At 61.9% G+C, this 23,534-nt stretch carries 17 protein-coding genes and 1 tRNA gene; 5 read left to right on the plus strand and 13 right to left on the minus strand.

Translation table 11 applies throughout. The features are described 5' to 3' along the window. Positions 1 to 10: 10 nt before the first annotated feature. From IVB42_RS14770 to IVB42_RS14800, 7 genes are all read right to left on the minus strand, one after another. Positions 11 to 1,483, minus strand: a complete 1,473-nt coding sequence (locus tag IVB42_RS14770) for an amidase (protein ID WP_018457572.1) — start codon at positions 1,481 to 1,483, stop codon at positions 11 to 13. A 230-nt stretch (positions 1,484 to 1,713) separates the two neighbouring features. After that, complete coding sequence (gene mbfA, locus IVB42_RS14775; protein WP_018457571.1) at positions 1,714 to 2,685, minus strand: iron exporter MbfA; 972 nt, start codon at positions 2,683 to 2,685, stop codon at positions 1,714 to 1,716. A gap of 62 nt (positions 2,686 to 2,747) precedes the next feature. Further along, positions 2,748 to 3,899, minus strand: a complete 1,152-nt coding sequence (locus IVB42_RS14780) for an alpha/beta hydrolase (RefSeq protein ID WP_026233401.1) — start codon at positions 3,897 to 3,899, stop codon at positions 2,748 to 2,750. Positions 3,900 to 4,033: 134 nt separating this feature from the next. Then, positions 4,034 to 4,903 (minus strand): MBL fold metallo-hydrolase, encoded by an 870-nt coding sequence (locus tag IVB42_RS14785; protein ID WP_018457569.1) that lies wholly within the window; start codon positions 4,901 to 4,903, stop codon positions 4,034 to 4,036. Between the two features lie 15 nt (positions 4,904 to 4,918). Continuing rightward, positions 4,919 to 5,530, minus strand: a complete 612-nt coding sequence (locus tag IVB42_RS14790) for a glutathione S-transferase family protein (RefSeq protein WP_018457568.1) — start codon at positions 5,528 to 5,530, stop codon at positions 4,919 to 4,921. A 156-nt stretch (positions 5,531 to 5,686) separates the two neighbouring features. Then, complete coding sequence (locus IVB42_RS14795) at positions 5,687 to 6,529, minus strand: fumarylacetoacetate hydrolase family protein (RefSeq protein ID WP_018457567.1); 843 nt, start codon at positions 6,527 to 6,529, stop codon at positions 5,687 to 5,689. A gap of 128 nt (positions 6,530 to 6,657) precedes the next feature. Further along, positions 6,658 to 7,506, minus strand: a complete 849-nt coding sequence (locus IVB42_RS14800) for an MBL fold metallo-hydrolase (RefSeq protein ID WP_247470527.1) — start codon at positions 7,504 to 7,506, stop codon at positions 6,658 to 6,660. A 136-nt stretch (positions 7,507 to 7,642) separates the two neighbouring features. Here IVB42_RS14800 and IVB42_RS14805 point away from each other — a divergent pair, with 136 nt between their 5' ends. After that, positions 7,643 to 8,119, plus strand: a complete 477-nt coding sequence (locus IVB42_RS14805; protein ID WP_018457565.1) for a DUF3775 domain-containing protein — start codon at positions 7,643 to 7,645, stop codon at positions 8,117 to 8,119. 12 nt (positions 8,120 to 8,131) lie between these two features. On the opposite strand, the gene IVB42_RS14810 is transcribed toward IVB42_RS14805, so the two are convergent. The 3 genes from IVB42_RS14810 to IVB42_RS14820 all read right to left on the minus strand — a co-directional run bounded on the left by IVB42_RS14810 (position 8,132) and on the right by IVB42_RS14820 (position 10,540). Continuing rightward, positions 8,132 to 9,121: an NADPH:quinone reductase gene (locus tag IVB42_RS14810; RefSeq protein WP_018457564.1), complete on the minus strand. Its 990-nt coding sequence runs from the start codon at positions 9,119 to 9,121 to the stop codon at positions 8,132 to 8,134. Beyond that, complete coding sequence (locus IVB42_RS14815) at positions 9,118 to 9,900, minus strand: SDR family oxidoreductase (protein ID WP_007605221.1); 783 nt, start codon at positions 9,898 to 9,900, stop codon at positions 9,118 to 9,120. The genes IVB42_RS14810 and IVB42_RS14815 overlap by 4 nt, the downstream gene beginning before the upstream one ends. A gap of 127 nt (positions 9,901 to 10,027) precedes the next feature. Further along, a complete protein-coding gene (locus IVB42_RS14820; RefSeq protein ID WP_018457563.1) occupies positions 10,028 to 10,540 on the minus strand; it encodes a CvpA family protein in 513 nt (170 codons plus the stop codon). Positions 10,541 to 10,658: 118 nt separating this feature from the next. Here IVB42_RS14820 and IVB42_RS14825 point away from each other — a divergent pair, with 118 nt between their 5' ends. Then, positions 10,659 to 11,420: an SDR family NAD(P)-dependent oxidoreductase gene (locus IVB42_RS14825; RefSeq protein ID WP_247399493.1), complete on the plus strand. Its 762-nt coding sequence runs from the start codon at positions 10,659 to 10,661 to the stop codon at positions 11,418 to 11,420. 64 nt (positions 11,421 to 11,484) lie between these two features. Here IVB42_RS14825 and IVB42_RS14830 read toward each other — a convergent pair whose 3' ends face one another. Together IVB42_RS14830 and IVB42_RS14835 are read right to left on the minus strand one after the other, a co-directional pair. Next, positions 11,485 to 13,077, minus strand: a complete 1,593-nt coding sequence (locus IVB42_RS14830) for a choline dehydrogenase (protein ID WP_018457561.1) — start codon at positions 13,075 to 13,077, stop codon at positions 11,485 to 11,487. 120 nt (positions 13,078 to 13,197) lie between these two features. After that, positions 13,198 to 14,655 carry a coniferyl aldehyde dehydrogenase gene (locus tag IVB42_RS14835; RefSeq protein WP_026233398.1) on the minus strand — a complete coding sequence of 486 codons (1,458 nt, stop codon included), beginning with the start codon at positions 14,653 to 14,655 and terminating at the stop codon, positions 13,198 to 13,200. 312 nt (positions 14,656 to 14,967) lie between these two features. Between IVB42_RS14835 and IVB42_RS14840 the strand changes: the two genes are divergently transcribed. Further along, a tRNA-Met gene (locus IVB42_RS14840) sits at positions 14,968 to 15,044 on the plus strand. Positions 15,045 to 15,612: 568 nt separating this feature from the next. Here IVB42_RS14840 and IVB42_RS14845 read toward each other — a convergent pair. Then, on the minus strand, positions 15,613 to 19,641 hold the full coding sequence (locus tag IVB42_RS14845) for a CHAT domain-containing protein (protein WP_247470531.1): 4,029 nt from the start codon (positions 19,639 to 19,641) through the stop codon (positions 15,613 to 15,615). Between IVB42_RS14845 and IVB42_RS14850 the strand changes: the two genes are divergently transcribed. Beyond that, positions 19,613 to 20,788, plus strand: coding sequence for a serine protease (locus IVB42_RS14850; RefSeq protein ID WP_247470533.1), 1,176 nt, complete (start codon positions 19,613 to 19,615; stop codon positions 20,786 to 20,788). The genes IVB42_RS14845 and IVB42_RS14850 overlap by 29 nt on opposite strands. A gap of 197 nt (positions 20,789 to 20,985) precedes the next feature. After that, complete coding sequence (locus IVB42_RS14855; protein WP_247470535.1) at positions 20,986 to 22,926, plus strand: ATP-binding protein; 1,941 nt, start codon at positions 20,986 to 20,988, stop codon at positions 22,924 to 22,926. Positions 22,927 to 23,534 lie beyond the last annotated feature (608 nt).

Below are 23,534 nucleotides of genomic sequence, written 5' to 3' on the forward strand. Positions count from 1 at the left end.
GGGGTTTCTCTCAGTCATTGAACAAGGGCGGCGGCACGAACCCGCCGAACTCGCGTTCGATCAGCTCGGCGAGCTTCAACGGCGTGTGGTCCTCGAGGAAGGGCCCGATGATTTGCACGCCGACCGGCAGGCCGTCCTTCGATAGGCCGAGTGGAACAGCCGTTGCCGGCAGGCCCGTCAGCGTGGCGATGCCGGGCCACGCAAGCTGGTCCGGATAGGCGTGGTCCTTGCCATCGATGTTGATTCGGCGCTTTTCCTGCTCCGGCGAATGATCATGCGGATAGGCCGGCGTGGGCATGATCGGACAGATCACCGCATCGAATGTCTTGAACAATTGCCGCCATTGCGCGCGCAGGCCGGCGCGGGCGCCCTCGTCGAATACCCAGGCCTGATGCGTGCTGGTGATACCACGCAGCCGTTCGGCAGCGAGACTCTTGTCGTCGGGTGAGAGCTGCGCTGCACCGGCACGCGCGCGCGCGAGATTGTCCGGCGGAAGGAAGGCGCCGAGGAAGCTCATCAGCATGCGCATGTAGAGGCGAGAAGCCTCCGTGAAGTCCGGAAACAGCGGACTTTCGCGCGCGACGCGCGCGCCCGTGCCCGTCAATTGCCCCGCCAGTTTTTCGATCGCGCCGCGAATATCTGCATTCGCAGGCAGCAGCGGATGGCTGTCGATCACCAGCACCCGGAAATCCTTCAGCGCGCGGTGTCGCGCCTCCGGCAGCGCGAGCTTGTATCCGATGCCCAGGTCCAACGGATCGGGGCCTGCCATCACGTCCAGGAGCAGGGGCAGGTCGACTGCGCTCCGCGCCATCGGACCGATCACCGCCATATCGCGCTCCATCGGGATGGCTGGAAAGGGCGGCGGCGTGTGGCCACGCGTTGGACAGAGATTGTAGGTCGGCTTATGCGCATAGACCCCGCAATGGAAGGCGGGCACGCGCAACGAGCCGCCGATGTCGGACCCAAGCGAGAGTGGTCCGTAGCCTGCCGCGAGCGCCGCAGACGAGCCGCCCGACGAGCCACCCGGCGTGCGGCCGAGATCGAACGGATTGTTCGTCGTGCCGTAGATCTCGTTGTAGCTCTGCCAATCCGCCAAGCCCACGGGGACGTTGGTCTTGCCGAGGATGACGCCACCGGCCTCCTTGACCCGGGCGATCGACAGCGCGTCCTCCGCCGGCTTGAAATCTTTCTGCGGCGTCCAGCCCCAGGTCGTGGGCAGGCCGGCGATGTTGTAGGATTCTTTCACAGTGATGGGGAGACCGAGCAGCGGCTTTCGCTCGCCGCGCGCCAATGCGGCGTCTGCCTCGCGTGCGGCGTCCAGCGCACGGTCGAAATCCCGGACGCAGATCGCGTTGACCTTGCTGTCGTGCCGTTCGATGCGGTCGATCGCATCCTGCGTGAGCTCGACCGCGGAAACCTTCTTGGCCGTCAGTGCCGCCGACAGCTCGACCGCGCTCTTGAAGCTCCATTCGGATTTGGCCATCCCGCATCTCCTGTTCTTAGCGTGGAACAATGATGCGCAGTTTGGCCCAGCACCGCAACCGCCGTTTGATCGCGATTGACATCTGAGCAAGACGGAACGCGGTGAGCCAAGCAACCACTCGCAGTCATCGCCCGGCTTGACCGGGCGATCCAGTATTCCACCGGCGCCGATTGGACACGGACAGGTCGCGGCGTGCTGGATGCCCGGTCAAGCCGGGGCATGAAGGCGTCCTACGCCGCTCCGATCAATATCCCCACCGCCAGCACGATCGCGCCGCCGAGCACGATCTGGAACACGGCCTGGAGGAACGGCGTGTCCATGTAGCGCGCGCGGATGAAGGCGATCGCCCACAATTCGAAGAACACGACAATTCCGGCGATTCCCGTCGCGATCCAGAATGCGTTGGCCCAGCTATCGGGCACGAGATAGGGCAGGGTGTGCCCAAGCCCGCCTAGCGTCGTCATCAAGCCGCAGGTGAGACCGCGCAGCCAGGGCGAACCACGCCCGGTCAGCGAGCCGTCATCGGACAGCGCTTCCGCAAAGCCCATGCTGATGCCGGCACCGATCGAGGCGGCGAGGCCGACCAGAAATGTTTGCCAATTCTGATGCGTGGCGAAGGCAGCCGCAAACAGCGGCGCCAGCGTCGAGACGGAGCCGTCCATCAGGCCGGCGAGACCTGGCTGCACATATTGCAGCACGAACATGCGCCGGTTGGTGCGGTCTTCCTCGGCGCGCACGTCTGAACTCAGGATCCGATCCGTCAGCTTCGCCGCCACCTCTTCGTGGCCCTTCTCGGCCTCGGCCAGATCGCCGAGCAGGCGGCGCACGCCGACATCCTGCGCCTGTTCAGCGGCCTTCACGTAAAAGCGCTCGGCCTGCAATTCCATTGTCTCGACCTCCTTGCGGATGGTGTCGAGCGACAGGTTTTTGGTGAGCCAGACCGGACGGCGGCGCAGGAAGCCTTTGACGTCCTCGCGGCGGATCGGGGGCAAATGCGGACCGAAGCGCTGCTCGTACATTTCCAGCAGCATGTGGCGATGGCCGCGCTCTTCCTCGGCCATCTGTTCGAAGATCTTGGCGGAGTCCGGATAGCGCTCCTTCAAGTCTTCGGCGAAGCTCATGTAGATGCGGCTGTCCTCCTCCTCGGAGGAGATTGCGACCGCAAGCACCTCGCGCTCGGTCAGATCGGCAAAATTCTTCACGGCGGCCCTGTCTGATTAGTTTAGAATAATTCTAAACTATATAGGGCGCTTGGGTTACCGGGTCAAACCACGCCGCGGCTCTTCGCCAGGAAATCGAGCAGCAGGCGGCTCACCTCGGCCGGCTGCTCCTGCTGCACCCAGTGACCGGCGCCATCGACGAGGTGGCAGCCCAGCAGCTTCGTGCAGGCCCGCGCCTGCATGGCCTCGAATACGCCGGGACGCTGATAGGTGCCCCAATCCTGCTTGCCCGAGATGAAGCAGGAGGGGATGTCGATGTTGCGGCCGGCCAGCAATTGGAGCTGGCTGTTGAATGCGCCCGATGTGCCGCAGCGGTACCATTGCAGGCCGCCCTGGAATCCAGTGCGGCCATATTCGGCGCTGTAGTAGCCGAGCTCGCGGTCGGGCAGCCATTGATTGGCGGCGATTGCGGCCTGCGAGGGCATCTCCTTCGCGACCGTCTCGGCCATGGTCTCGTTCAGGTCCATCACATAATAGGTCGGCAGCTTCGCAAGCTCGTTCGCCGACCAGGATTTCAGCGGATATGGCTTGTTGTCGGTCCAGTCCGCGCTCTTGTGATGATAGTAGGCGCGCAGGAAATCATGCACGCCCTGTGGCGCGCGGTGCATGTCGGCATTGGCCGGGCGTGTCGCATAGTACCATTGATAATGCTTGCGTGGACGCGGCAAGGCGGCGAGCTCGCGATGCACGGGGTCTTCGGCCGCTGGCTTTACCGGCGTGTCGACCGTGTTGAACGGCAGCGGCGGCGCTCCGCCGAATGGCGCGCTCATCATCGTCACCGAACGAAATACGTCGGGCCGCATCAGCGCGCACCAGGCCGCGACTGGGCTGCCGAAATCATGTCCGACCACGTCGACTTGCCTGTAGCCGAACGCCGACACCAGCCCGAGCGCATCCCGCACCAGGTTGAAGAGCGAAAAGGGCGCGAGATCGCCGTCATACTCCGCGCTCCATCCCGTCGTCCGGCCATAGCCGCGCTGGTCCGGCGCGATCACGTGATAGCCAGCCGAGCTCAGCGCCGGCATCACCTTTCGCCAGGAGAAGGCAAGCTCGGGAAAGCCGTGCAGCAGCAGGGTGCAGGGCCGCCCCTTGGTCTCGAAGCCGGCCTCCAGCACATGCATGCGCAGGCCGTTGATATCGTCGACATAGCGTGAGCGGATGCCGGCGGGGAGCGGGATGTCGGGGAGCATTGTCATTTGCTTTCTCCACACGGGTGGAATCGTAAGGAGGGCAAAGGCGCGCTTCGCGCGCCGTGCCTACCATCATTCTACAACGCGTTTGGCATGGTGGGCACGCTTCGCTTTGCCCACCCTACGATTGCGCCATTCGACTACACCGCCGCGCATACGAAGCCACTGCCCTTGCGCCGGATCTTCCCAACGGACGGCGACGGGAAATGCGCGGTGCAGCACAGCGTGTCGGTGTCGCAATAGCGTTCCAGGAAGCTGCGGCGCGTCGTTGCCGCCCTGGCTTGATCGAGGTCGAACTTGACCGACAGCTCCGGATAGAGCGTCTGGATCGGTGAGTGCATGAGGTCGCCGGAGAACACGGCGTCGTCCTTGCCGTGGCCCATCGTGATGGCGATATGGCCCGGCGTGTGGCCCGGCGTCGGCAGGATGCGGACGTGATCGCCGATCTGGTGATCGTTGCCGACAAGCTCGTGGCGTTTGGCCTCGACCACCGGCAGCACGCTGTCGGCGAAGGGCGGCACCTCCGCCTTCGCGTTCTGCTCGGTCCAATGATCGAACTCCTGCTTGGCGAAGACGTAGCGCGCTTTCGGGAAGGTCGGCACCCAGCGGCCGTTCTCCAGACGCGTGTTCCAGCCGACGTGATCGACATGCAGATGCGTGCACATCACGAAGTCGATGTCGTCAGGCGAGAATCCGGCAGCGTTGAGTCCGCGCAGATAGGTGTCGTCGGTCTTCATGTTCCATTTCGGGCGCTGCGGCCGCGGCTTGTCGTTGCCGATGCAGCTGTCGACCAGAATGGTGTGGTGCGGCGTCTTGATCACATAGGACTGGAAGCACAGCATCAATGTGTCGCCGTCATCCAAGGCTTTCGCCTCCCTCATCCACGCGCGGTTCTCGGCCAGCAGCTCCGGTGTCAGCCCCGGCAACATCTCCAGCGCCGGGACGAACGAGGTTTCCTGCTCGATGATGCGATGGATGGTGAGATCGCCGACCGCGTATTTCAGGCTCATATGAACTCCCGCGCTTTACGCCGCCGGCGGCACCGAGATCTTCACGGAGGGCCGCTCGAGCATCTTTTGATGGAAGGCATCGAGCTTCGGATAGGCCTTGCGCCAGCCGCAATCGGCGAAGCGGAAGTCGGCATAGCCGAGCACGCAGACGAGGCCGATCTGCGAGATGTCGAACGGACCGTTGAGGACATCGGGCATGTTCTCGAAGCGCGCCATGCCGGTCCAGGCCCGATTCCAATGGTCGTCCGACCACGCCTGCCATTGCAGGCCCTGCGGTCGCACCATCTTCTCGTAGCGGCACAGCAGCATGGAATCGAGCATGCCGTTGATCAGGGAATGATTGGTCTTGGCCTTCCAGCGCCGCGGACCGTAATCGGGGATCAGGCTGCCGCCGGCCATCTCGTTGAGGTATTCGACGATGACATACGAGTCCAGGATGACGTCGCCGTCATTGGTGATCAGCACCGGCAGCTTTTTCAGCGGCGTGATGCGTGAATAGTCCTCGTTGGCCGTGCCGGGCGCGACGCTCGCCGGCGTGAGTTCGATCTTGTCGATCAGCCCGAGCTCGATCGCGGCGATGCGCACCTTGCGGGCAAAGGGCGAGGCGGGGGAGAAGGTGAGCTTCATGGGACAATTCCCTGCGATCGGTCTTGAGCAAATGGTGTCTCGTCCGTCATGGCCGGGCTTGACCCGGCCATCCACGCGCTTCCGCGTGGCTAGACTGTGAGACGTGGATGCCCGGGACAAGCCCGGGCATGACGACGAGTGTGCGCTGGCCGAGGCTTACGCCGCGACGATCTCCTGGCGCTGCTCGCCAAGACCCTCGATGCCGAGCGTGATGACGTCGCCGACATTGAGGAAGGTCGGCGGCTTCATGCCGAGGCCGACGCCGGGCGGGGTGCCTGTCGTGATGATGTCGCCCGGCAGCAGCGTCATGAACTGCGAGACATAGGAGATGCACTTGGCCATCGAGAAGATCATAGTCTTGGTCGAGCCGGTCTGACGGCGCTGGCCGTTCACGTCGAGCCACATCGGCAGGTTCTGCACGTCCTTGATCTCGTCCTTGGTGGCGAGCCAGGGGCCGAGCGGGCCGAACGTGTCGTGCGACTTGCCCTTGGTCCACTGACCCAGGCGCTCGATCTGGAAGGCGCGCTCGGAGACGTCGTTGCAGACGCAGTAGCCGGCGACGTGGTTGAGCGCGTCGGCTTCCGAAACGTATTTTGCGCGGGTGCCGATGATCGCGGCGATCTCGACCTCCCAGTCGAGCTTGGTCGAGCCGCGCGGCTTCTCGATGGCGTCGTTCGGGCCGGACAGCGAGGTGTTGGCCTTCATGAAAATGATCGGCTCGCTCGGGATCTCCGCGCCGGTCTCCTTGGCGTGGTCGCTGTAGTTGAGGCCGATCGCCACGAATTTCGACATGCCGGTAACGGGGGCGCCGAACCGCGGCTTGCCGGAGACGGCGGGCAGCGAGGCGGGATCGAGCGCCGCCAGCTTCTTCAGGCTCTCGGGCGAATAGGCCTCGCCGGTCAGGTCCTTCACATGCGCCGATAGGTCCCGCAACTGGCCGGATTTGTCGATCAGGCCGGGCTTTTCCGCACCCTTCTCGCCATAACGAACAAGCTTCATTCTCGTTTCTCCCTGGAATGGACCGATCGGTTAAACAGCTTCATGGAACAGGGCGGCGGGAAATTCAACCGCTCAAAGAGGGCGCATTGCAGCCCTCTCGATTCGGGAGGTTCGTCCGGGGCACGAGACTAGGCCAGCGCCTCGAACCTGAATGCGTCCCCATCCCGCTTGATGTGCCCGGCCGAAAAGTGCCCGCCGATCACCAGCGTCGGGGTGTCGGCAAACCGGCCGAACAATTCGCGCCGCGTCGCGGCAGATTGGCTCTGATCGGAATCCGCGTTCGAGGACCAGCCGAGATGCGCCATCTGGCGGGGATGATGGGCGACGTCGCCCGTCAGCAGTCCCTGCTCGCCGTCCGACCGGATCAGAACGCTCATATGCCCGGGGCTGTGGCCGGGGGTTGGGATCATGCTGATCTCCTCGCTGAGCCGGTGGTCGCTCGCGACCAACTCCGCCCGGCCGGCATCGACGATCGGCTTCACGGAATCGACAAACACGGCCTGCTTGTCCGGCTCGGTGGAGTGGTCGCGCCAGTGCTGGTATTCGGTCTTGCCGAAGACGTAGCGCGCGTTGGGGAAGCTCGGCACCCATTTGCCGTCGACCCATTTCGTGTTCCAGCCGACATGATCGACATGAAGATGCGTGCACAGCACGGTATCGATGCTGTCGGGCGGAAAGCCCGCCGCAATCATCGTCTCCAGGAATGGTGTGGTGCGATTGTTCCAGGTCGGGACGTTGCGGCCCTGCTTGTCGTTGCCAAGTCCGGTATCGACCACGATGCGGCGCGAAGGAGTTTCGAGCACCAGCGAATGGATCGACATTTTCAGCCGGCCTTCTTCCGTGGCGAAATGCGGGATCAGCCAGGGCAGCTTCCGGATTTCATCGTTGGTTGCTGCCGGGAGGATGAAGCGGGTTGAACCCACCGTCTCCATCTCGACGAGTTTGGTGATCTTGACCCTGCCGACTTTCCACTGCATCCGGCGCATCCCCATGTTCTTGTTTGATGTTCTTGCTTTGCGGGGGAACATGCGCAGTTTCGCCCTCAGGCGCAATGGATCATCTGACGCCGTGCGGCGTTATCGCGGGAACCCAGGGAAAGACAAAGGGCCAGCCATGCCAGAGCTTGCGATTTCCGCGGAGAAGGTCGCCTTCATCATCGAAAAGGCGCGTGAATTCGACGTCAAGCAGGCGGATTCCGATCCGGATTCCGGCTCGAATGCGACTGATGACGATGCGGTCGACGTCCTCGAGGATGACGGCTCCGATCCGGTCGTCAACGAACTCGGAAGTTTCATCGTGGCCATGAACGAGGACGAGCAGATCGATCTCGTCGCGCTGACCTGGCTCGGCCGCGGCGACGGCACGATCGACGATTGGGACGATTTGCGCGCACGCGCCGTGGAGGCACGCGCGGAGTATCGCAGTCCCCGGCGCGAGACGGCGCATTATCTGCTCGGTGAGCCGATGCTGGGCGATCTGCTCGCCGACGGGCTCGATGAATTCGGCGTCGACTGGACCGACGGAGACCTGGTGGCCGATTCATCCGCTCCAAGCCAGCGGGACGAAGACGAGATCACCAAGCAGCGGTGATTCCGGCCGATATCAGCGCGCGCAGTCGACCACCACGGTGCCGAGCTTGTCGCCTTTCTCGACGGCGACATGGGCCTGCGCCGTCTCCGACAGCGCAAACTGCGCCGCGACATTGTGGATTCGCGGCCCCGCTGCCAGCCATTTCGAGATGTCGGCCTGCGCCGCCGCAAGCAGCGCCGGCGGCAGCGCGAACAAGACGAGCGAGCGGAGCGTGATGCACTTCTCCATCAGCTCGCGCATCGGCACGGTCGGCGTGCGGTTGCCGTTCGTGGCGTAGACCGCGATTGTCGAATTCATGGCCATCAACTTCAGGGTCGTCGCGATGTTGCCGCCGAAATCGACATCGACCAATTGGTCGACCCCGCGTCCGCCGGTGAAGGCCATGGCCTTGGCAACGACATCTTCGTCCCTGTAATTGACCACGAGATCGGCACCGGCTTGTCGCGCATGCTCGCCTTTTATCGCCGAGCTGACGGTCGCGATCACCTGCGCGCCGCCCCATTTCGCGAGTTGCACGGCGTAATGTCCGACTGCACCCGCGCCGCCGGTGACCAGCACCGACTTGCCGACGATCGGCCCGTCCGCAAACAGGGAGCACCACGCCGTCATTGCGGGAATGCCCAGCGTCGCGCCTTCCGCAAAAGAGAGATTGTCCGGCAACGGCGTCACCAGATGCTCGGCAAGCGCGATATATTCGGCCGCGGTGCCAAAGGCGCGGCCGTTACGCTGGCCGTTGAACAGCCAGACCCTGTCGCCGATCTTGAACCGCGTCGCGCCATCGCCGATCTGGTCGATAAAGCCCGCGCCATCGCTGTTCGGAATGACGCGCGAAAATTCCTTGGCGCGATAGCCGCCCCCGCGCCGGCCGACATCGGCCGGATTGACGCCGGAGGCTTCCAGGCGAATACGAACTTCGCCTGGACCTGCGACCGGCGTGGCCATCTCACCATAGGTGAGGACGTCCGCCGCCGGTCCTGTCTCCTCGTACCATACCGCCCTCACAGCGTTCCCGGGAAGGCACCGCCATCGAGCAGAAGGTTCTGCCCGGTGATGAAGCCGGCCTTGGCGCCGCACAGGAATGCGCAGGCATAGCCGAACTCCTCGGGATCGCCGAAGCGGCCCGCGGGATTGAGCTTGGCGCGCTCGGCCAGAACCTGGTCCGGCGTGATGCCGCGCTTCTCGGATTCCCCCTTCGCGGTGCTGCGCAGGCGATCGGTCTCAAACGGGCCCGGCAGCAGGCCGTTGATGGTGACGTTGTTGATCACGGTCTTGCGCGACAGGCCGGCAATGAATCCGGTGAGGCCGGCGCGCGCGCCGTTGGAGAGACCGAGGATGTCGATCGGCGCCTTCACCGCCGCTGAGGTGATGTTGACGATGCGGCCGAACTTGCGGGCCATCATGCCGTCCACCGTCGACTTGATCAGCTCGATCGGGGTCAGCATGTTGGCATCGATCGCCTTAATCCAGTCGTCGCGGGTCCAGTTGCGGAAATCGCCGGGCGGAGGTCCGCCGGCATTGTTGATCAGGATGTCCGGCTCGGGGCAGGCCTTGAGCACGGCCTCGCGGCCCGCCGGCGTCGTGATGTCGCCGACGATCTCGGTGACGGTCACATCAGGATAGGCTTTGCGGATGTCGTCGGCCGTCTTCTTCAGGGCCTCGGCGCCGCGCGCGGTCAGCGTGACGTGAACGCCGGCCTCGGCCAGCGAGATGGCGCAGGCGCGTCCGAGGCCTTTGCTGGATGCGCAGACGATGGCGCGGCGGCCTTTGATCCCAAGATCCACTGTTTCACTCCCGTAATGTCAGGCAGGTTTTTAGAGCCGCTATTCTAGCCAACCTTGGCGCCGCTGATAAGGGATTGGCTCGCATCAAAATGCATGCACGCTTGCGCGGCGATGCAAATGCGCCTCATCAGATGCGCCGCTCCTGCTTGAGACGGTCGATCGCGGAGGCCGCCTCCGGCGGCAGCGACTTGAAGCCCATCTGGCCGACCGTCGAGAACAGCGGCCGCAGATGCGAACCGGCGAGGAACGGCGGCTGCCGGTTGGCCGGCACGATCTGGTCGAACACCAGCACCAAGGTGGTGGCGACGAGGCCGACCCTGATGGCGCCGAGCGCGGCGCCGCCGAGGCGGTCGCCGATGCCGGCGTCGCGTATCGTGTCGCTCAGCGCCAGCCGGCCGAGATGTCCAAACAGCATGCCGACCACCACGAAGATGCCGAAGAACCAGATCCAGTTCTGCAGCAGCGGCGCATTCGGATTGCCCGCGACCTGCGGGACGATCAGCGGCATCAGCGCAACCGCGATGGGGGCGGCGAGGAGATAGGCCAGGATCGTCATGGCGCTGCCGAGCAGGCCGGTCCTGAAACCGAAGCCGATCGCGATGGCGAGCGCCGCATAGACGGCGAGATCGAAACTGTTCATGCGCGGGAGCCTGCCATGGAACGAGTGAACGCAGAACCGATCATTCCGGTTTCAGATCGTTAAAATCGTCTGTATTGATGGCCAAAACCGATGACCCCAAAGCTCAGGGACGCGCCCAATGTCAGACCTATTCGACGTCAGTCGAGAAACCATCCTCGTCACAGGTGCGAGCCAGGGCTTGGGGCGGCAATTTGTCCGGGTGTTGGCGGCACATGGCGCGGCCGTCGCGCTCGCGGCGCGGCAGACCGACAAGCTGAAGAGCCTGGAAGACGAGATCCGCGGCAAGGGCGGCCGCGCCGCCGCCGTCGCGCTCGACGTCACCGACATCGCATCGATCGCCAGGGCCCTCGATGCCACGGAAGCCGCGCTCGGCCCGGTCACGGTGCTGATCAACAATGCTGGCATCGCGATCGAAAAGCTCGCGACCGAGCAGACCGAGGCCGATTGGGACGCGGTGATGGGCGCCAATCTCAAGGGCGCCTATTTCCTCGCGACCGAGATCGCGCGCCGCATGATCGCGAGCAAGCAGGCAGGCAACATCGTCAACATCGCCTCCGTGCTCGGCACCGGCGTGCTGAAGGCGGTGTCGCCTTACGCGATCTCCAAGGCCGGCATCATCCAGGCGACCAAAGCGATGGCGCTGGAGCTTGCGGGGCAGAACATCCGCGTCAACGCGCTGGCACCCGGCTACATCGACACCGAGATGAACCACGCGTTCTGGGCGACGCCGCCGGGCGAGCGCCTGACCAAGCGCATTCCCCAGCGCCGCATCGGCGCCGAGTCCGATCTCGACGGCGCGATCCTGCTGCTGGCCTCGAAGGCCTCGCGGTACATGACGGGCAGTGTGGTGACGGTGGACGGCGGGTTCTTGCTGAATTGAGAAGCTGCTATCGTCCCGGCCCCCCATGCGCAATTGCGCACTAGGCCGGGACGACGAGGTAGAGTCACCGCATCTCGCCCCTGATCATATCCGCCGCCTTCTCGCCGATCATGATCGCCGGCGCATTGGTGTTGCCGCCGATCAGTGTCGGCATGATCGAGGCGTCGACGACGCGCAGACCTTCCACGCCGTGCACCTTCAGCGCCGGATCGACCACGGCCATCGCGTCGGTGCCCATCTTGCAGGTGCCGACGGGGTGATAGACGGTGTCGACACGCGCGCGCAGGATGGCGCGGATATCGTCGTCCGTTCTCACATCGGACGTGAACATGTCCTTCTTCTGCAACGCGCGCATCGCGGGCGTCTCCATCAGCCTTCGCGTCGTCTTGAAGCCCGCGACCATCGTCTCGAGATCCTCCGCCTCGCCCAAGAAATTCGGATCGATCAGCGGCGCTGCCAGCGGATCGGCGCTTTTCAGCCAGACGCTGCCACGGCTCTTCGGCCGCAACAGGCAGACATGGCACGAGAAGCCCGCCTCCTTGTGCTTCTTGCGGCCGTGGTCGTCGAGCGTCGCGATGATGAAGTGCAGCTGGATGTCGGGCACATCGAGGTCGGCCCGGGTCTTCAGGAAGCCGCCACACTCGGCGAAATTGGTGGTCATCAGGCCGCGCCGCTCCCGGCGGTATCGTTGGATGGCGCGGAGCAGGGATGGTAGCCGGCCGAGCGACGAATGGACGAAGTGTGGATAGTCGGAGGCGTAGACGAACACGAAATCCGGATGATCCTGCAGATTGCGTCCTACGCCCGGCAAATGATGCACGACGTCGATCCCGTGGGCGGCAAGCGCCTTGCCGTCGCCTATGCCCGACAGCATCAGCAATTGCGGTGACTGGAAGGCGCCGGAGGCGAGGATCACCTCGCGACGGGCGCGTAGCTTCTTTGTCTGCTTGCCCTGGACATATTCGATGCCGACCGCGCGCCCACTTTCGAACAGGATGCGCGTGGCATGCGCCTGCGTCTCGACACGCAGATTGGCGCGCTTGTCCATGTGGGGATGCAGATAGGCGCGCGCCGCGCTCCAGCGCTCACCATTGTGCTGGGTCACCTGGTAGCTGCCGAGCCCTTCGTGATCCTCTTCATTGAAGTCCTCGCGGATGCGGAACTGCGCCTCGCGGGCGGCCTGATGGAAGATGTCGTGGATCGGATTGTCCGCGCGCAGTCTGTTGACATGCAGCGGGCCGCCCTTGCCATGATAGGCGCCGTCGAAATCGGCGTTGTTCTCCGAGCGGTTGAAATAGGGCAGCACGTCGGCATATGACCAGCCGGCATTGCCGAGCGAGGCCCAGTGGTCGTAGTCCCATTTGTTGCCGCGGATATAGACCATGGCGTTGATCGCCGAGGATCCGCCGAGTCCCTTGCCGCGCGGTTGATAGCCGATCCGGCCGTTCAATCCCTTCTGCGGCACGGTATCGAAACCCCAGTTCGCCGCCTTGTATGGCAAAGCCAGTCCGAACGGCGTGGTGATCCGCCAATTGTCGTTCCGACCGCCGGCATCGAGCAGCGCCACGGATGTCCCCGCATCCTCCGACAGCCGCCCCGCCACCGCGCAGCCGCCGGAGCCCGCGCCCACGACGACGAAATCGAATGTGTCCGTCACTGATGTTTCCCCCTGCATTCATTCTTTCCGTCATTGCGAGCGCAAGCGAAGCAATCCAGACCTTTGCCGCGGAGGGATTCTGGATTGCTTCGCTGCGCTCGCAATGACAGGTGCTGAAACCTACGACACGAATCGCATCATCTTCTCCAGCCGCGCGATCTTGCCGCCATAAGGCGGATAGAGGTCGGCGAGGCGGTTGAATTTCGAGCGGTAGAACACCGGCTTCAGCTTGCCGAACGTGCGAAAGCCCCATTCGCCGTGATAGGCGCCGGTGCCGGATGCGCCGACGCCGCCCATCGGCTGGTTGATTTGCGCGAAGTGGAACAGACAGTCGTTGACCGTGACGCCGCCGGAGACGGTGCGCGCCAGCACCTCGTCGCGCGCAACGCGGTCCTTGCCGAACCAGTACAACGCCAGCGGCCGGTCGCGGGCGTTGACGAAGGCGATGGCGTCGGCCGGGTCGCGATAGCCGAGCACGGGGAGCACGGGGCCGAAAATCTCCTCCTGCATGGCCGCCATGTCTTCGCTCGCGCCCACGATCAGCGTCGGCGGGAATTTGCGGTGCGCCTTCCAGTTGGGATCGTCCGGCTTCGCCGGCTGCAGGATCTTTGCGCCGCGACGTGCCGCATCGGAGACGAGATTTTCCAGCCGCGCATAATGCCGGTCGGAGATCACGGAGGTGTAGTCCTTGTTCGAGGGGTCGGTGCCGAACATGCGTCGCATCTGCGCGCGAACTTTTTCGGCAAAGGCCTGCAACGCGCGCTCGGGCACCAGCACATAGTCGGGCGCGATGCAGGTCTGCCCGGCATTGAGCAGCTTGCCGTAGGCGATGCGCTCGGCGGCCTCTTCGAGATCAGCCGAGGCGTCGATGATAACAGGCGACTTGCCGCCGAGCTCGAGCGTGACGGGCGTGAGGTTACGCCCCGCGGCCTCCGCCACCAGCCGCCCCACCCGGGTCGAGCCGGTGAACACGAGATGATCGAACGGCAGATGCGCGAAGGCCTTTGCGACCTCGTCTTCGATGCCGGTGACGAGCAATTCCGCAGCGTCGAACCGCTCGGCGACCGTCTCCTTCAGCAGCGATGAGAAGTGCGGCACAAGCTCGCTCGGCTTGATAATGACGCGGTTGCCGGCGGCGAGCGCGCCGATCGCGGGCGCGAGCGTCAGCTGCAGCGGATAATTCCAGGGCGCGATGATGCCGACGACGCCGAGCGGCTGCGGCATCAGCCGGTTGCGCGCGGGCAGGAATTGCAGCGCCGTCGAAACGCGCTGCGGCGCCATCCAGCTCTTGAGGTGCTTGGTGGCATGACGGATCTCGGAGAACACCATCATGGTCTCGGCGATATTGGTCTCGACCGCGCAGCGGTGACCGAAATCGGCCGAGATCGCCTGCCGGAAGCGCTCCTCGTTGTCGGCGACGACAGTGCGCAACCGCGCCAGGCGGTCGAGCCGCTCGGCGAGGCCAGGCGCCGGCTCGGCCCGCGACCGCTCGACCATGGCATGGAAGGCGTCTTCGAGGCCCCGAAGCGGGGCGCTCGGCGGGGGGCGATCTGAGGGGCGATCCAAGGCGTGGTCCATGGCGTTCTCCCCCATTAAGTGGCGTTTCCGCCTGGTTTTGTTGCCGCAAGCTGGCCCCTTGTGGAACTTCTGGCAAGGGCCGGCCAAATAGGCCGCAAATTCGTCCACCGCGCTGTCATAAAGTCGAAAAAAACGTTCTCGCAGCCCTTTCCAAAGGCACCCCGGGTTGGTACATACCGCCCGCACCCAACGGGCTTTGCCCGGGGTTGCCTTCCAAGGAAGCCTTCGGGACGGACGAAGCAAGCCACGCGAACAGCGCCGGCCCTTCATTCACCGTCCCCGGCGCTTTCACGAAGGCAAAGCAACGGTTAACGCGGGGTGGAGCAGCCCGGTAGCTCGTCAGGCTCATAACCTGAAGGTCATAGGTTCAAATCCTATCCCCGCAACCAAGTAAGATGCTGAATTTTCAGTATAAAATCGAAAGGCCGTCCGTAAGGGCGGCCTTTTGCGTTTCAAGAATCGCCACCGAGTCGCCACGTGTCAAAAGTCTCAAGAAGTACAGTTCGTGAAGCGGTGATGATGCGCGCCGTAACGCGAGTTCGAATCCCTATCGCTCCGCCAGCCCGTCACAATGATCTCGTACTCCGATGTGGAGACCGCTCGAAAATCCGGCCATTTTTCCGCATTATCCCCGCCAGAGAAAACCCACAGCCGACTAAAAATGGCACTCGGGACGTCCGGAGAACCGAATTTTCTCCGAATCTTAGTACCTCTCAAATCGGTCTTAGTACGGCATTTTCCGATAAACCGAGCGCTTACTGGGAAAGCGGTTTGCATCCCTCTCGCTCGATCGAAGGGAACAAAACTCTCTCGGTACGAGCTAGCCGATTCGGAATTTACGGTTCGATCAGCCGTTGCATGCCAGCGCCGCGGCGCGCTTAGCCTGACAGGGTTCCTAACAAAAGCTTACGGGGTTCGTTTGTCTAAAACGGGTCATCGAAGTGATAGAGACAGCTATTATTGTCGCGTCGAAAGGGCCGGCCTGCCGCCGAGACTGCCATAGACGACCAGCTTGCCCCGGTCGAATACAAGTCCCTGGGCAAATGCACTCAGACCGAAGGCGGAATTGTAGGAAGAGACGGCCCCACCATTCGGTCCGATCTTGAAGATTGAAAACTCGAGAAGCTCGTCGCCGCTATCGCCCCATCGCTTCGAGCCCGTCTCTGCTGTTGTTACGCCGAGGCGCCGCACGCCGATCGGACGCTGCCGCTTTACGGCGAAAAATGTCTCGCCCTGCTCACTCGCCACAGATTGGACGTTGGACGGAAACGGATCATCATCCTTCCACAGCGCTGAGAATGTAAATTGCCGGCCAACCTGGAGGAGAACGCCCTTGCCGCCAGCCTCGCAGGCTCCGCGCGTCTGGCCGCCGATCTTGAGCTCGCCGTCCCCACCATCGGCGCCAAAAGCCTGAAAGTCCGGGATCACAAGGGTCTTCTTAGTCTCGAAAGTTGAGCTGTCCAACAGATAGAGTACCGTTTGTCGCGGCCCGTCGCAGAGGGTCGGCAGGCCGAAGAGAGCTTCGTTCGCACCAAAATTGCCAAATTGCCGCAAGTTGACGACGAGCACGGGATCGGGGCCGAGCTTTGAGAGCAAGGTCGATCGGCCGACGACAAACGCGGACCTTCCGACCTTGATCTCTTTGCGCGCGATCTCATGACCATCCACGTCGAACCGGGTCAGATATGCCACGCGTTCGTCGGTCTGCTGCGAATAAATCGAGCCTGACAACATCACGATGTCATTGCCAATCTTTACCGCACCCGCTGGCGAGTGGTCCTCGAGATCCGGCCACGCCCTTTCCCAGACTTTGGAGCCATCCGGCGCGAGCCGCCGCACAACCGGGTAGGGATGGGGTGACGTCTTGTAACCAAGCGCATAGATCTGCGATTGATCGATGAAGAGAGGGCCGGCGGCGATGTCGTGCGACGCGGCCGGAAAGTCGGCGCCGTCCTGCCCCGCATCCCTGATGATGCTGGCCATCGAGCTTCCGTCCCAATCGCCCATCGCCGATAGTATAAGACGGCCAGCGAGAGGTTTGGCATCAAAGAGCTCTCCGACCTCGTCGTTGCCAAAAGGTGCATAATCAAACGTAGCGTTTGTTGATTTTACGCCATCGTCTGGCAAGCTGGCTGCATAGCCAAAGACAATGAAAGGCGCCCAGAAGCGCGGATGGTGATGAGCCCTGTCTGCCCGGGCGAGATAGCGTTCAATACCTCCCGCCAGAGCCGCCGAGGCGCTCTTGTGGTGCTGTTCGTTCCAGGTTGCGAAAAATGCCAGTATCAGATCATGTGCAGCGTTGGTTTCTACGGTCCAAAGCGACGCAAGCAAAGTCGGCGATCCTGCAACCGAGAAAGCGGCAGCGAGATCGGTGATGCCGATATTTGCAGCCGATGTATCCATCCGCGCCGTATTGCAGGCCGACAGAACGACAAGGCGCGCATCAAGCGGAAGCCGGGTGATCTCCAGCGCCGTCAGCAATCCATCGTCGAAACTGTCGGACAAATCCTTGGGCGTGAGAACCAGCGACGCCTCGTTCAAGCCGGGTAAGTCGTTCCGTAGCAGCCCGTGCGTTGCGAAATGGATGATATCGTACTTGCCGAGATCCTTGGTGCGGAAGTTCTCCTCAGACGCGTCTGTACCCAGCAGCACATCGCCTTTTGCGGCCTGCATGAGTTGCCCGACGATGGTGATTTCGTCAGCCGTCTCCGGCAGCGATCCCAGTTCGCTCAAGGCGCCGCGCAGGGAGGCGTCGGTATTACCACCGCGCGTCAGACTCGCCTGTTGAGTGACCGTGGAAAGGGAGGGATTGCCGATGCCGAGATAAGGCAGCGGAGCGTGCTGGTGCGAGATCGAGGTGCGCGTGCCAAGAAAATGACGTGCCGAGATCGAACTCGCGAACCTGTATGTCTTGCCAAGCCAGCGGGCCGCGAGCAGATCGTATCCGTCGCCCCGCCGGGGCGGCGCTTCCTCGAGCAAGGCTGCGAGCGGAATGCCCGACAGCTCCTCAGGTGGCGCTGCATTCACCAGCGAGCCAGGCTGCGCGCAGGATTCGAGACCCTTGAAGAGAAGATCCCTGAGGCGAACAGCTGATTGGACCGGATACTGGCTATCAAGCGTCTCATCGGCCGCACGCTCCTGCGTCAACGCCAATCGCACCAGCTTGGCGTCAAGGATCGCCTCTTGCGGGTCGACATCGGACACCGAAAACAGCGTCGTCGTCTTTGAGATGCAAAGTCGACCCATACCCTTGAGCGTGGGAAAGAAAGTGAGAAAGACCTCGTTGGGTTCAAGCACCGTCTGAATTTGTGTAGCCGTCGGATACCCGATCGCCTTGGCGTTATCCGCATCTTTCGTGAGTGCGTCTTCCAACCGAACAATCGTTTCGGTAAGGCCCGCGTAAGTCGTAATGAGATATCCAGCTTCCTTCTTGCCGCCAGCCATGAGGTTCTTGATCTGATCAAGCTCCCACTGCCGCTTTTGTTGCTGCAAGATATAATAAGAACGTACGGTGTCGCGCGCGCGTTCGGTCTTTTGGGCGCCGATCAGGACGGCAAAATCGCTGGTCTGATGCCGAAGCGTGCGGGAAAGCATCTCGCTCCCCCTAAGCGCCAGGTCGGCGGCATCAGGAGGCGGGAAGTCCACAAGGGACGTCAGAGCCGTTTGAATAACAAGGACGTCGATCAAGGTCGGTAGCTGAAACCCTTCAAAGCGGCGCGTCAGAAATCCTTCAAAGACCTCAATCCGCTCCCGCGCCGCCGTTTGAATCAATGCAGCGGCTTCCGCTCGTGAAGTTGGAAGAGCTATCAATCCGAGTGCGAAATGACGGTAAGATTCAATATTCTCGGCGACGTATCCTGAGAGCTGCCAGGCGGCAGGGATCGCTGCGAAGTGCGACTTCCAGGCCGCCATATGCGATGGATCTTTGGAGCTCGAAATGAGCAACTCAGAGAGTCCGAAGTAAAACTCCTGCAGCGTCTCGAAATGATCACGTGCGATAATTGCGTCGCGCTGCGCTTGCAAGGGATGACGCGCATGGAGGGCAGCAGCTTCGTCAGGGGCACCTTCGAAGAGAAGCGAGAGCGATGCAAGGCTATTGCTTGTTGAGGTCCGATAGAGCTTTATGCCTTCATTTATGTCCAGACGGTCGTTGAGCCGGATCGCCTCCTCGAGAAATCCGGCGACCTGCCTGGACCGGGTTGTCATCGCGACCAGCTGGGTCATGATGTGCACGTAACCCGCAAACACCGGGCCTTCGTGATTGAGATTGGCTGACATGTAGGGATCGATCAGGCGTGCGAGCGCTTGTGCGCTAACAATGTCCTGTTGCGAAATCAGCGACTCCAGAAATTCGGCCAGCGCCTTGCAGATGCTGTATTTATCCTTGGGGTCGATGAGTAAGAGACCCATGACCGCAGTGGAGTAGGCCTTCTCAGCCAACTGATGTTCGTTCAAGAGCAGGAAGTGGTTCACGGCCGTCAGATTGGCCATCACCGCCGGATAGGGAGACGCCGCGGGATTGAATGGGACTTTGTTGTTCGGAAAGAGGCTCTTGCGAGCTTGCGGATCGTTGTTTGCGAAGAACTGCGCGCGAAGCAGGTAAGCATAGAGATCCGGGAAGAGCAGTTTGAGCTTCTCGTCCGTTTTGATGATCTCATAGGCAGCGACCTCGGATTCGATCGCGCACCCGACTTCGTAGGCCGTCGAACATATCTCGGTCAGGTCGAGCAGCAGAAGCGCTTTGGCATTCTGATCGGCCGTCTCCTTGACAAGCCCGGCGATCTCGCGCCCGGCTTCGCGGACCTGGCCGCGATGAAATTTCTGGTACGCAGCCTGTTTTCGGCTTTCCAAATCCGGCGCGGGCTGTGAAAATGCACGTGAAACGAGAGTGAGTTGCATGGTTGTGCAAAGCAGCATCGCTGCCAGCAGAGACAAGAGGGATGGGGAGCCCGATCGCATGAAACGCGCCGTCCTGTCTGCCTTCATTGCCGTCGCTCTCACGGATACAGCCTTGGCCCAGGCAGACCTGGTCGGCAACGCCCTTCCGGCCTCGCCTGAGAACGCTAACATACTCTCCCTTGAGAGCACCCCCGAACTTTATGACATGGGCGGCCTCGGCAACTCGCTCGTCACCAAATACGTGGGTGCCAAGCTCGCCGATGCGCCTTACGTCAGCCGCGGCCGGCACGATTCCGAGATCTACCGGCTGCTTTCGCCCTCGGTCGTCATCGTGGTTACCGACACCAGCATCGGTTCAGGCTCCTACATCGGTCTCGGCGACGCGGTCCTGACCAATTGGCATGTGGTGAAGGGCTTTCAGAAGGTCGGTCTCCTGTTCAAGCCGCCAACTGAGGGAAGCAAGCCGTCCGAAGCTGACTTTGAGATCGCGCAAGTCGTGAAAATCGATCCGGGTCACGACCTGGCCCTCCTTCGCCTTGCTTCTGTGCCGCGCGACGTAAAGCCTATCGTCCTTGGCTCCGAATCCGACATTCAGGTCGGTGCCGACGTGCACGCTATCGGGCATCCGACCGGGGAGGCCTGGACCTACACCAAGGGGTTCATCAGCCAATACCGTAAAGATTACGAATGGCGGGACGAAGAAGGCTCGCACAAAGCAAGCGTCATCCAGACTCAGACACCCATCAATCCCGGCAATTCCGGCGGTCCGCTGCTCTCGGATGATGGCAAGCTCATCGGCGTGAACGCCTTCAAGGCCAAAGGCGAGGCACTCAACTTCGCGATCTCCATCGCCGATGTCCAGGCCTTCCTTGCCAAGGCCGGCCAGCCAATCCCCGCGAAGGCACCGGCGACCTGCAAGTCGGTAAAGCTGTATGAGGGAAGGGACCGGCAGAACACAGCTCTCCTCGTGCAGTTCGATACGAACTGCGATGGCAAAGCAGACTATTCCTTTGTCACGCCGGACGACCTCACCAAGCCCATCTCCGCGCATCTCGACGCGAACTTCGACGGCAAAACGGACATCTCAGTCGAAGATCGCAATCGTGACCAGAAGTGGGACATCTCGTTTCATGACGTTGATTTCAACGGAAAGATCGATCTCGTCGGCTATCATCCCGACGGCAAGCTGACACCCTCGCGCCTCGACAAATACATCCCCGGCACCCGCTATTAAAAAATCCGCCTTGCGCGTTCAACGAACGCTATTGGCGGCGGCGGTCGCGCTCTACGGGGCCTGCCTGCCGCCTGTGATTAAGACGACGTGCAAGAGAGCGAGGTGGTCACTCGATTACGGAAGATATTTTATCCCAGTTTAGCGGCGCGGCTGGTATCAACAGACAATCTGTGATTGAACGCTGTGAGGGGGCCTCAATGCACATAAAGTCGATTCGCATCAAGAATCTGCGCGCCTATTACGATGAAACCATAGATTTCGACAATTACACCTGTCTGGTGGGTGCGAATGGGGCGGGCAAGTCAACCGTGCTGTGCGCCTTGAACATTTTTTTCCGTGAAACTGAGAGTGCGGCGACCAATCTGAGCAATCTGGAAAGAGAAGACTTCCATCGCAGTGACATTGACACGCCGATTGAAATTACGGTCACCTTTGCGGGCTTGTCGGAAGCCGCCCAGTCCGACTTCGCAGACTACTATCGGCAGGACGCCCTCATCGTCACTGCCAAGGCGCAGTTTGATATCGGGACTGGCCATGCAGCCGTGAAGCAGTACGGCAACCGGCTCGGACTGGCCGACTTCACACCATACTTCAAGCTCCTGGGCGACGGCGCAAAGGTCGCCGATTTGCAGGCTCAATACACGAAACTGCGCGAGGGCTATCCGGGTCTGCCCGTCGTCAAAGTCAAGGATGCCATGACGGCCGCGCTCCGTGAATGCGAGGCAGCCGTACCCAGAGATTGCGTTCTAATCCCGAGTGAGGACCAGTTCTATGGCGTCAGCCAAGGGCAGGGGCACCTCAGGAAGTACCTGCAGTGGGTCTATGTGCCCGCAGTAAAAGATGCGGCAGGCGAGCAGGCGGAAAGCAAGAACACTGCGCTGGGGCGTCTCCTGGCGCGCACGGTGCGTGCGCAGGTCAACTTCAGCGAAAAGCTGTCCACACTCCGTACTGAAGCAGAGGAGAAATACAAAGATCTACTTTCGGCCGAACAGGGCGCGCTCGACCAGATATCTGCTGCGCTTCAAGAGCGTTTGACCGAGTGGTCGCACCCGGAGGCGACGGCAAAACTGATGTGGCACCAAGATCCCAAGACCTCGGTCCGCATCGAGGAACCGATGGCCCGTCTTCTCGCGGGTGAGGGCGAGTTCGAGGGCTCTATCGCTCGTTTCGGCCACGGCCTCCAGCGCTCGTACATCATTGCCCTTCTTCAAGGCCTGACAGCCAGCGATGATGACTCAAGCCCCCGCTTGATTTTGGGGGTAGAGGAGCCGGAGCTTTATCAGCACCCACCTCAGGCAAGGCACCTGGCAACAGTGCTCCAGGCGCTTAGCGCAAAGAACTCGCAGGTGATCGTTTCAACCCACAGCCCGTACTTCGTTGGTGGCAGCGGTTTTGATCAAGTACGTTTGGTCAGGAAGCGCCAGAATGACGGCCGTGCGACGGTGCGGTCCTGCACGCTTGATGCACTTGGCGCAGAGTACGCGAGAGTGACGGGCGACGCTCCGATGGCGCATGACAGCGTGCTGGTAAAGCTGCATCAGGTAATGCAGCCTCACCTCAGCGAGATGTTCTTCACGCCAAAGCTCGTGTTGGTCGAAGGCCTGGAGGATGCCGCTTACATCAATGCGTGGCTCGTTTTGTCAGGCCGCTGGGATGCCTTCCGTGCCCGCGGCGGGCATATTGTTGCGGCCAATGGCAAAAGCGAAATAATTCGCCCCGCAATCATTGCCGCCAAAATGGAGATCCCGACCTTCTTCACCTTTGATTGCGATGGCGACAAGCTCACGCACAATAACCCTGACACCGAGAGGTCCATCCGAAAGGCCCACGAACGAGATAACAAGGCCCTTTTTGCGCTAGCCAATGCGGGTGACGATCCGTTTCCAAGCGAGGTAGTTTGGGGCAACACCTTCGCAGCTTGGCCCTGCGACTTGGCGAAGAGTGTAAAGATCGACGCAGATGCGCACTGGGAAACCGCCGGCTCGTCAGCGTCGGCCGCCTTCGGCGGGGCCGGAGGTTTGCAAAAGAACACGCTCCACATCGGCGCCCGGCTCAAGGAGCTGCATAGGCTGAATGCCAATACTGCGACGATCGACCGACTCTGCGAGGCGATTGTTGCGTTCGCGTCTCAAGCTTAGCTGAGCAACGCTGGTGGCCGCGACAGCGCGGCAAGGTTTGTGGCATTGTTCCCAGACCGGTGTGGGCGGAGTTGCGTACAACCAAGGCGTTGGCAGCAAGGCCGCTCGCCGTGGCGCTACGGGCTGCGGCATCGATGACGAGATCATCGAAGTTTAGAGACCTTTGCCTTGAGGCGGCGCCTCCAACTGATAACAAGACTACACAAAGCTTATCAGTTGCCTGGACTGTTCCATAACATTCGATTTGCGAATGTCCGGAGTTCGCGCAAAGCGGACTAAGTTGGCCCAGGCGGCCGAAGGCCGTCCGGAGACATTCCTCGCGGCAGGCTATTGCGGCGCGGGACCGCGACAAATATTGCTCAACTTCGCTCGCCGCCGACAAGGTAGGCTGTACGCGCATTGCTGGCCGGTAGCGCTTGGTTAGTTTGGCCATCCGCTTTTTTTTCCTGTGGATCCGCGGACAGTTGACGTTTTCAGAGCTGACTTGCGCGTGTTTTCGGTCCCGATTGTGTCAATCGGCCCTTTAATTGCGGTTTGTTGTCAAGCTACCATTCTTCCTCTCTCCAGTGACACGCCGGTAGCGATTGCTCCGTCGGAGCTGGTCAGGT

It is taken from the genome of Bradyrhizobium sp. 45 (assembly GCF_023073155.1).
Classification (GTDB): Bacteria; Pseudomonadota; Alphaproteobacteria; order Rhizobiales; family Xanthobacteraceae; genus Bradyrhizobium; species Bradyrhizobium canariense_D.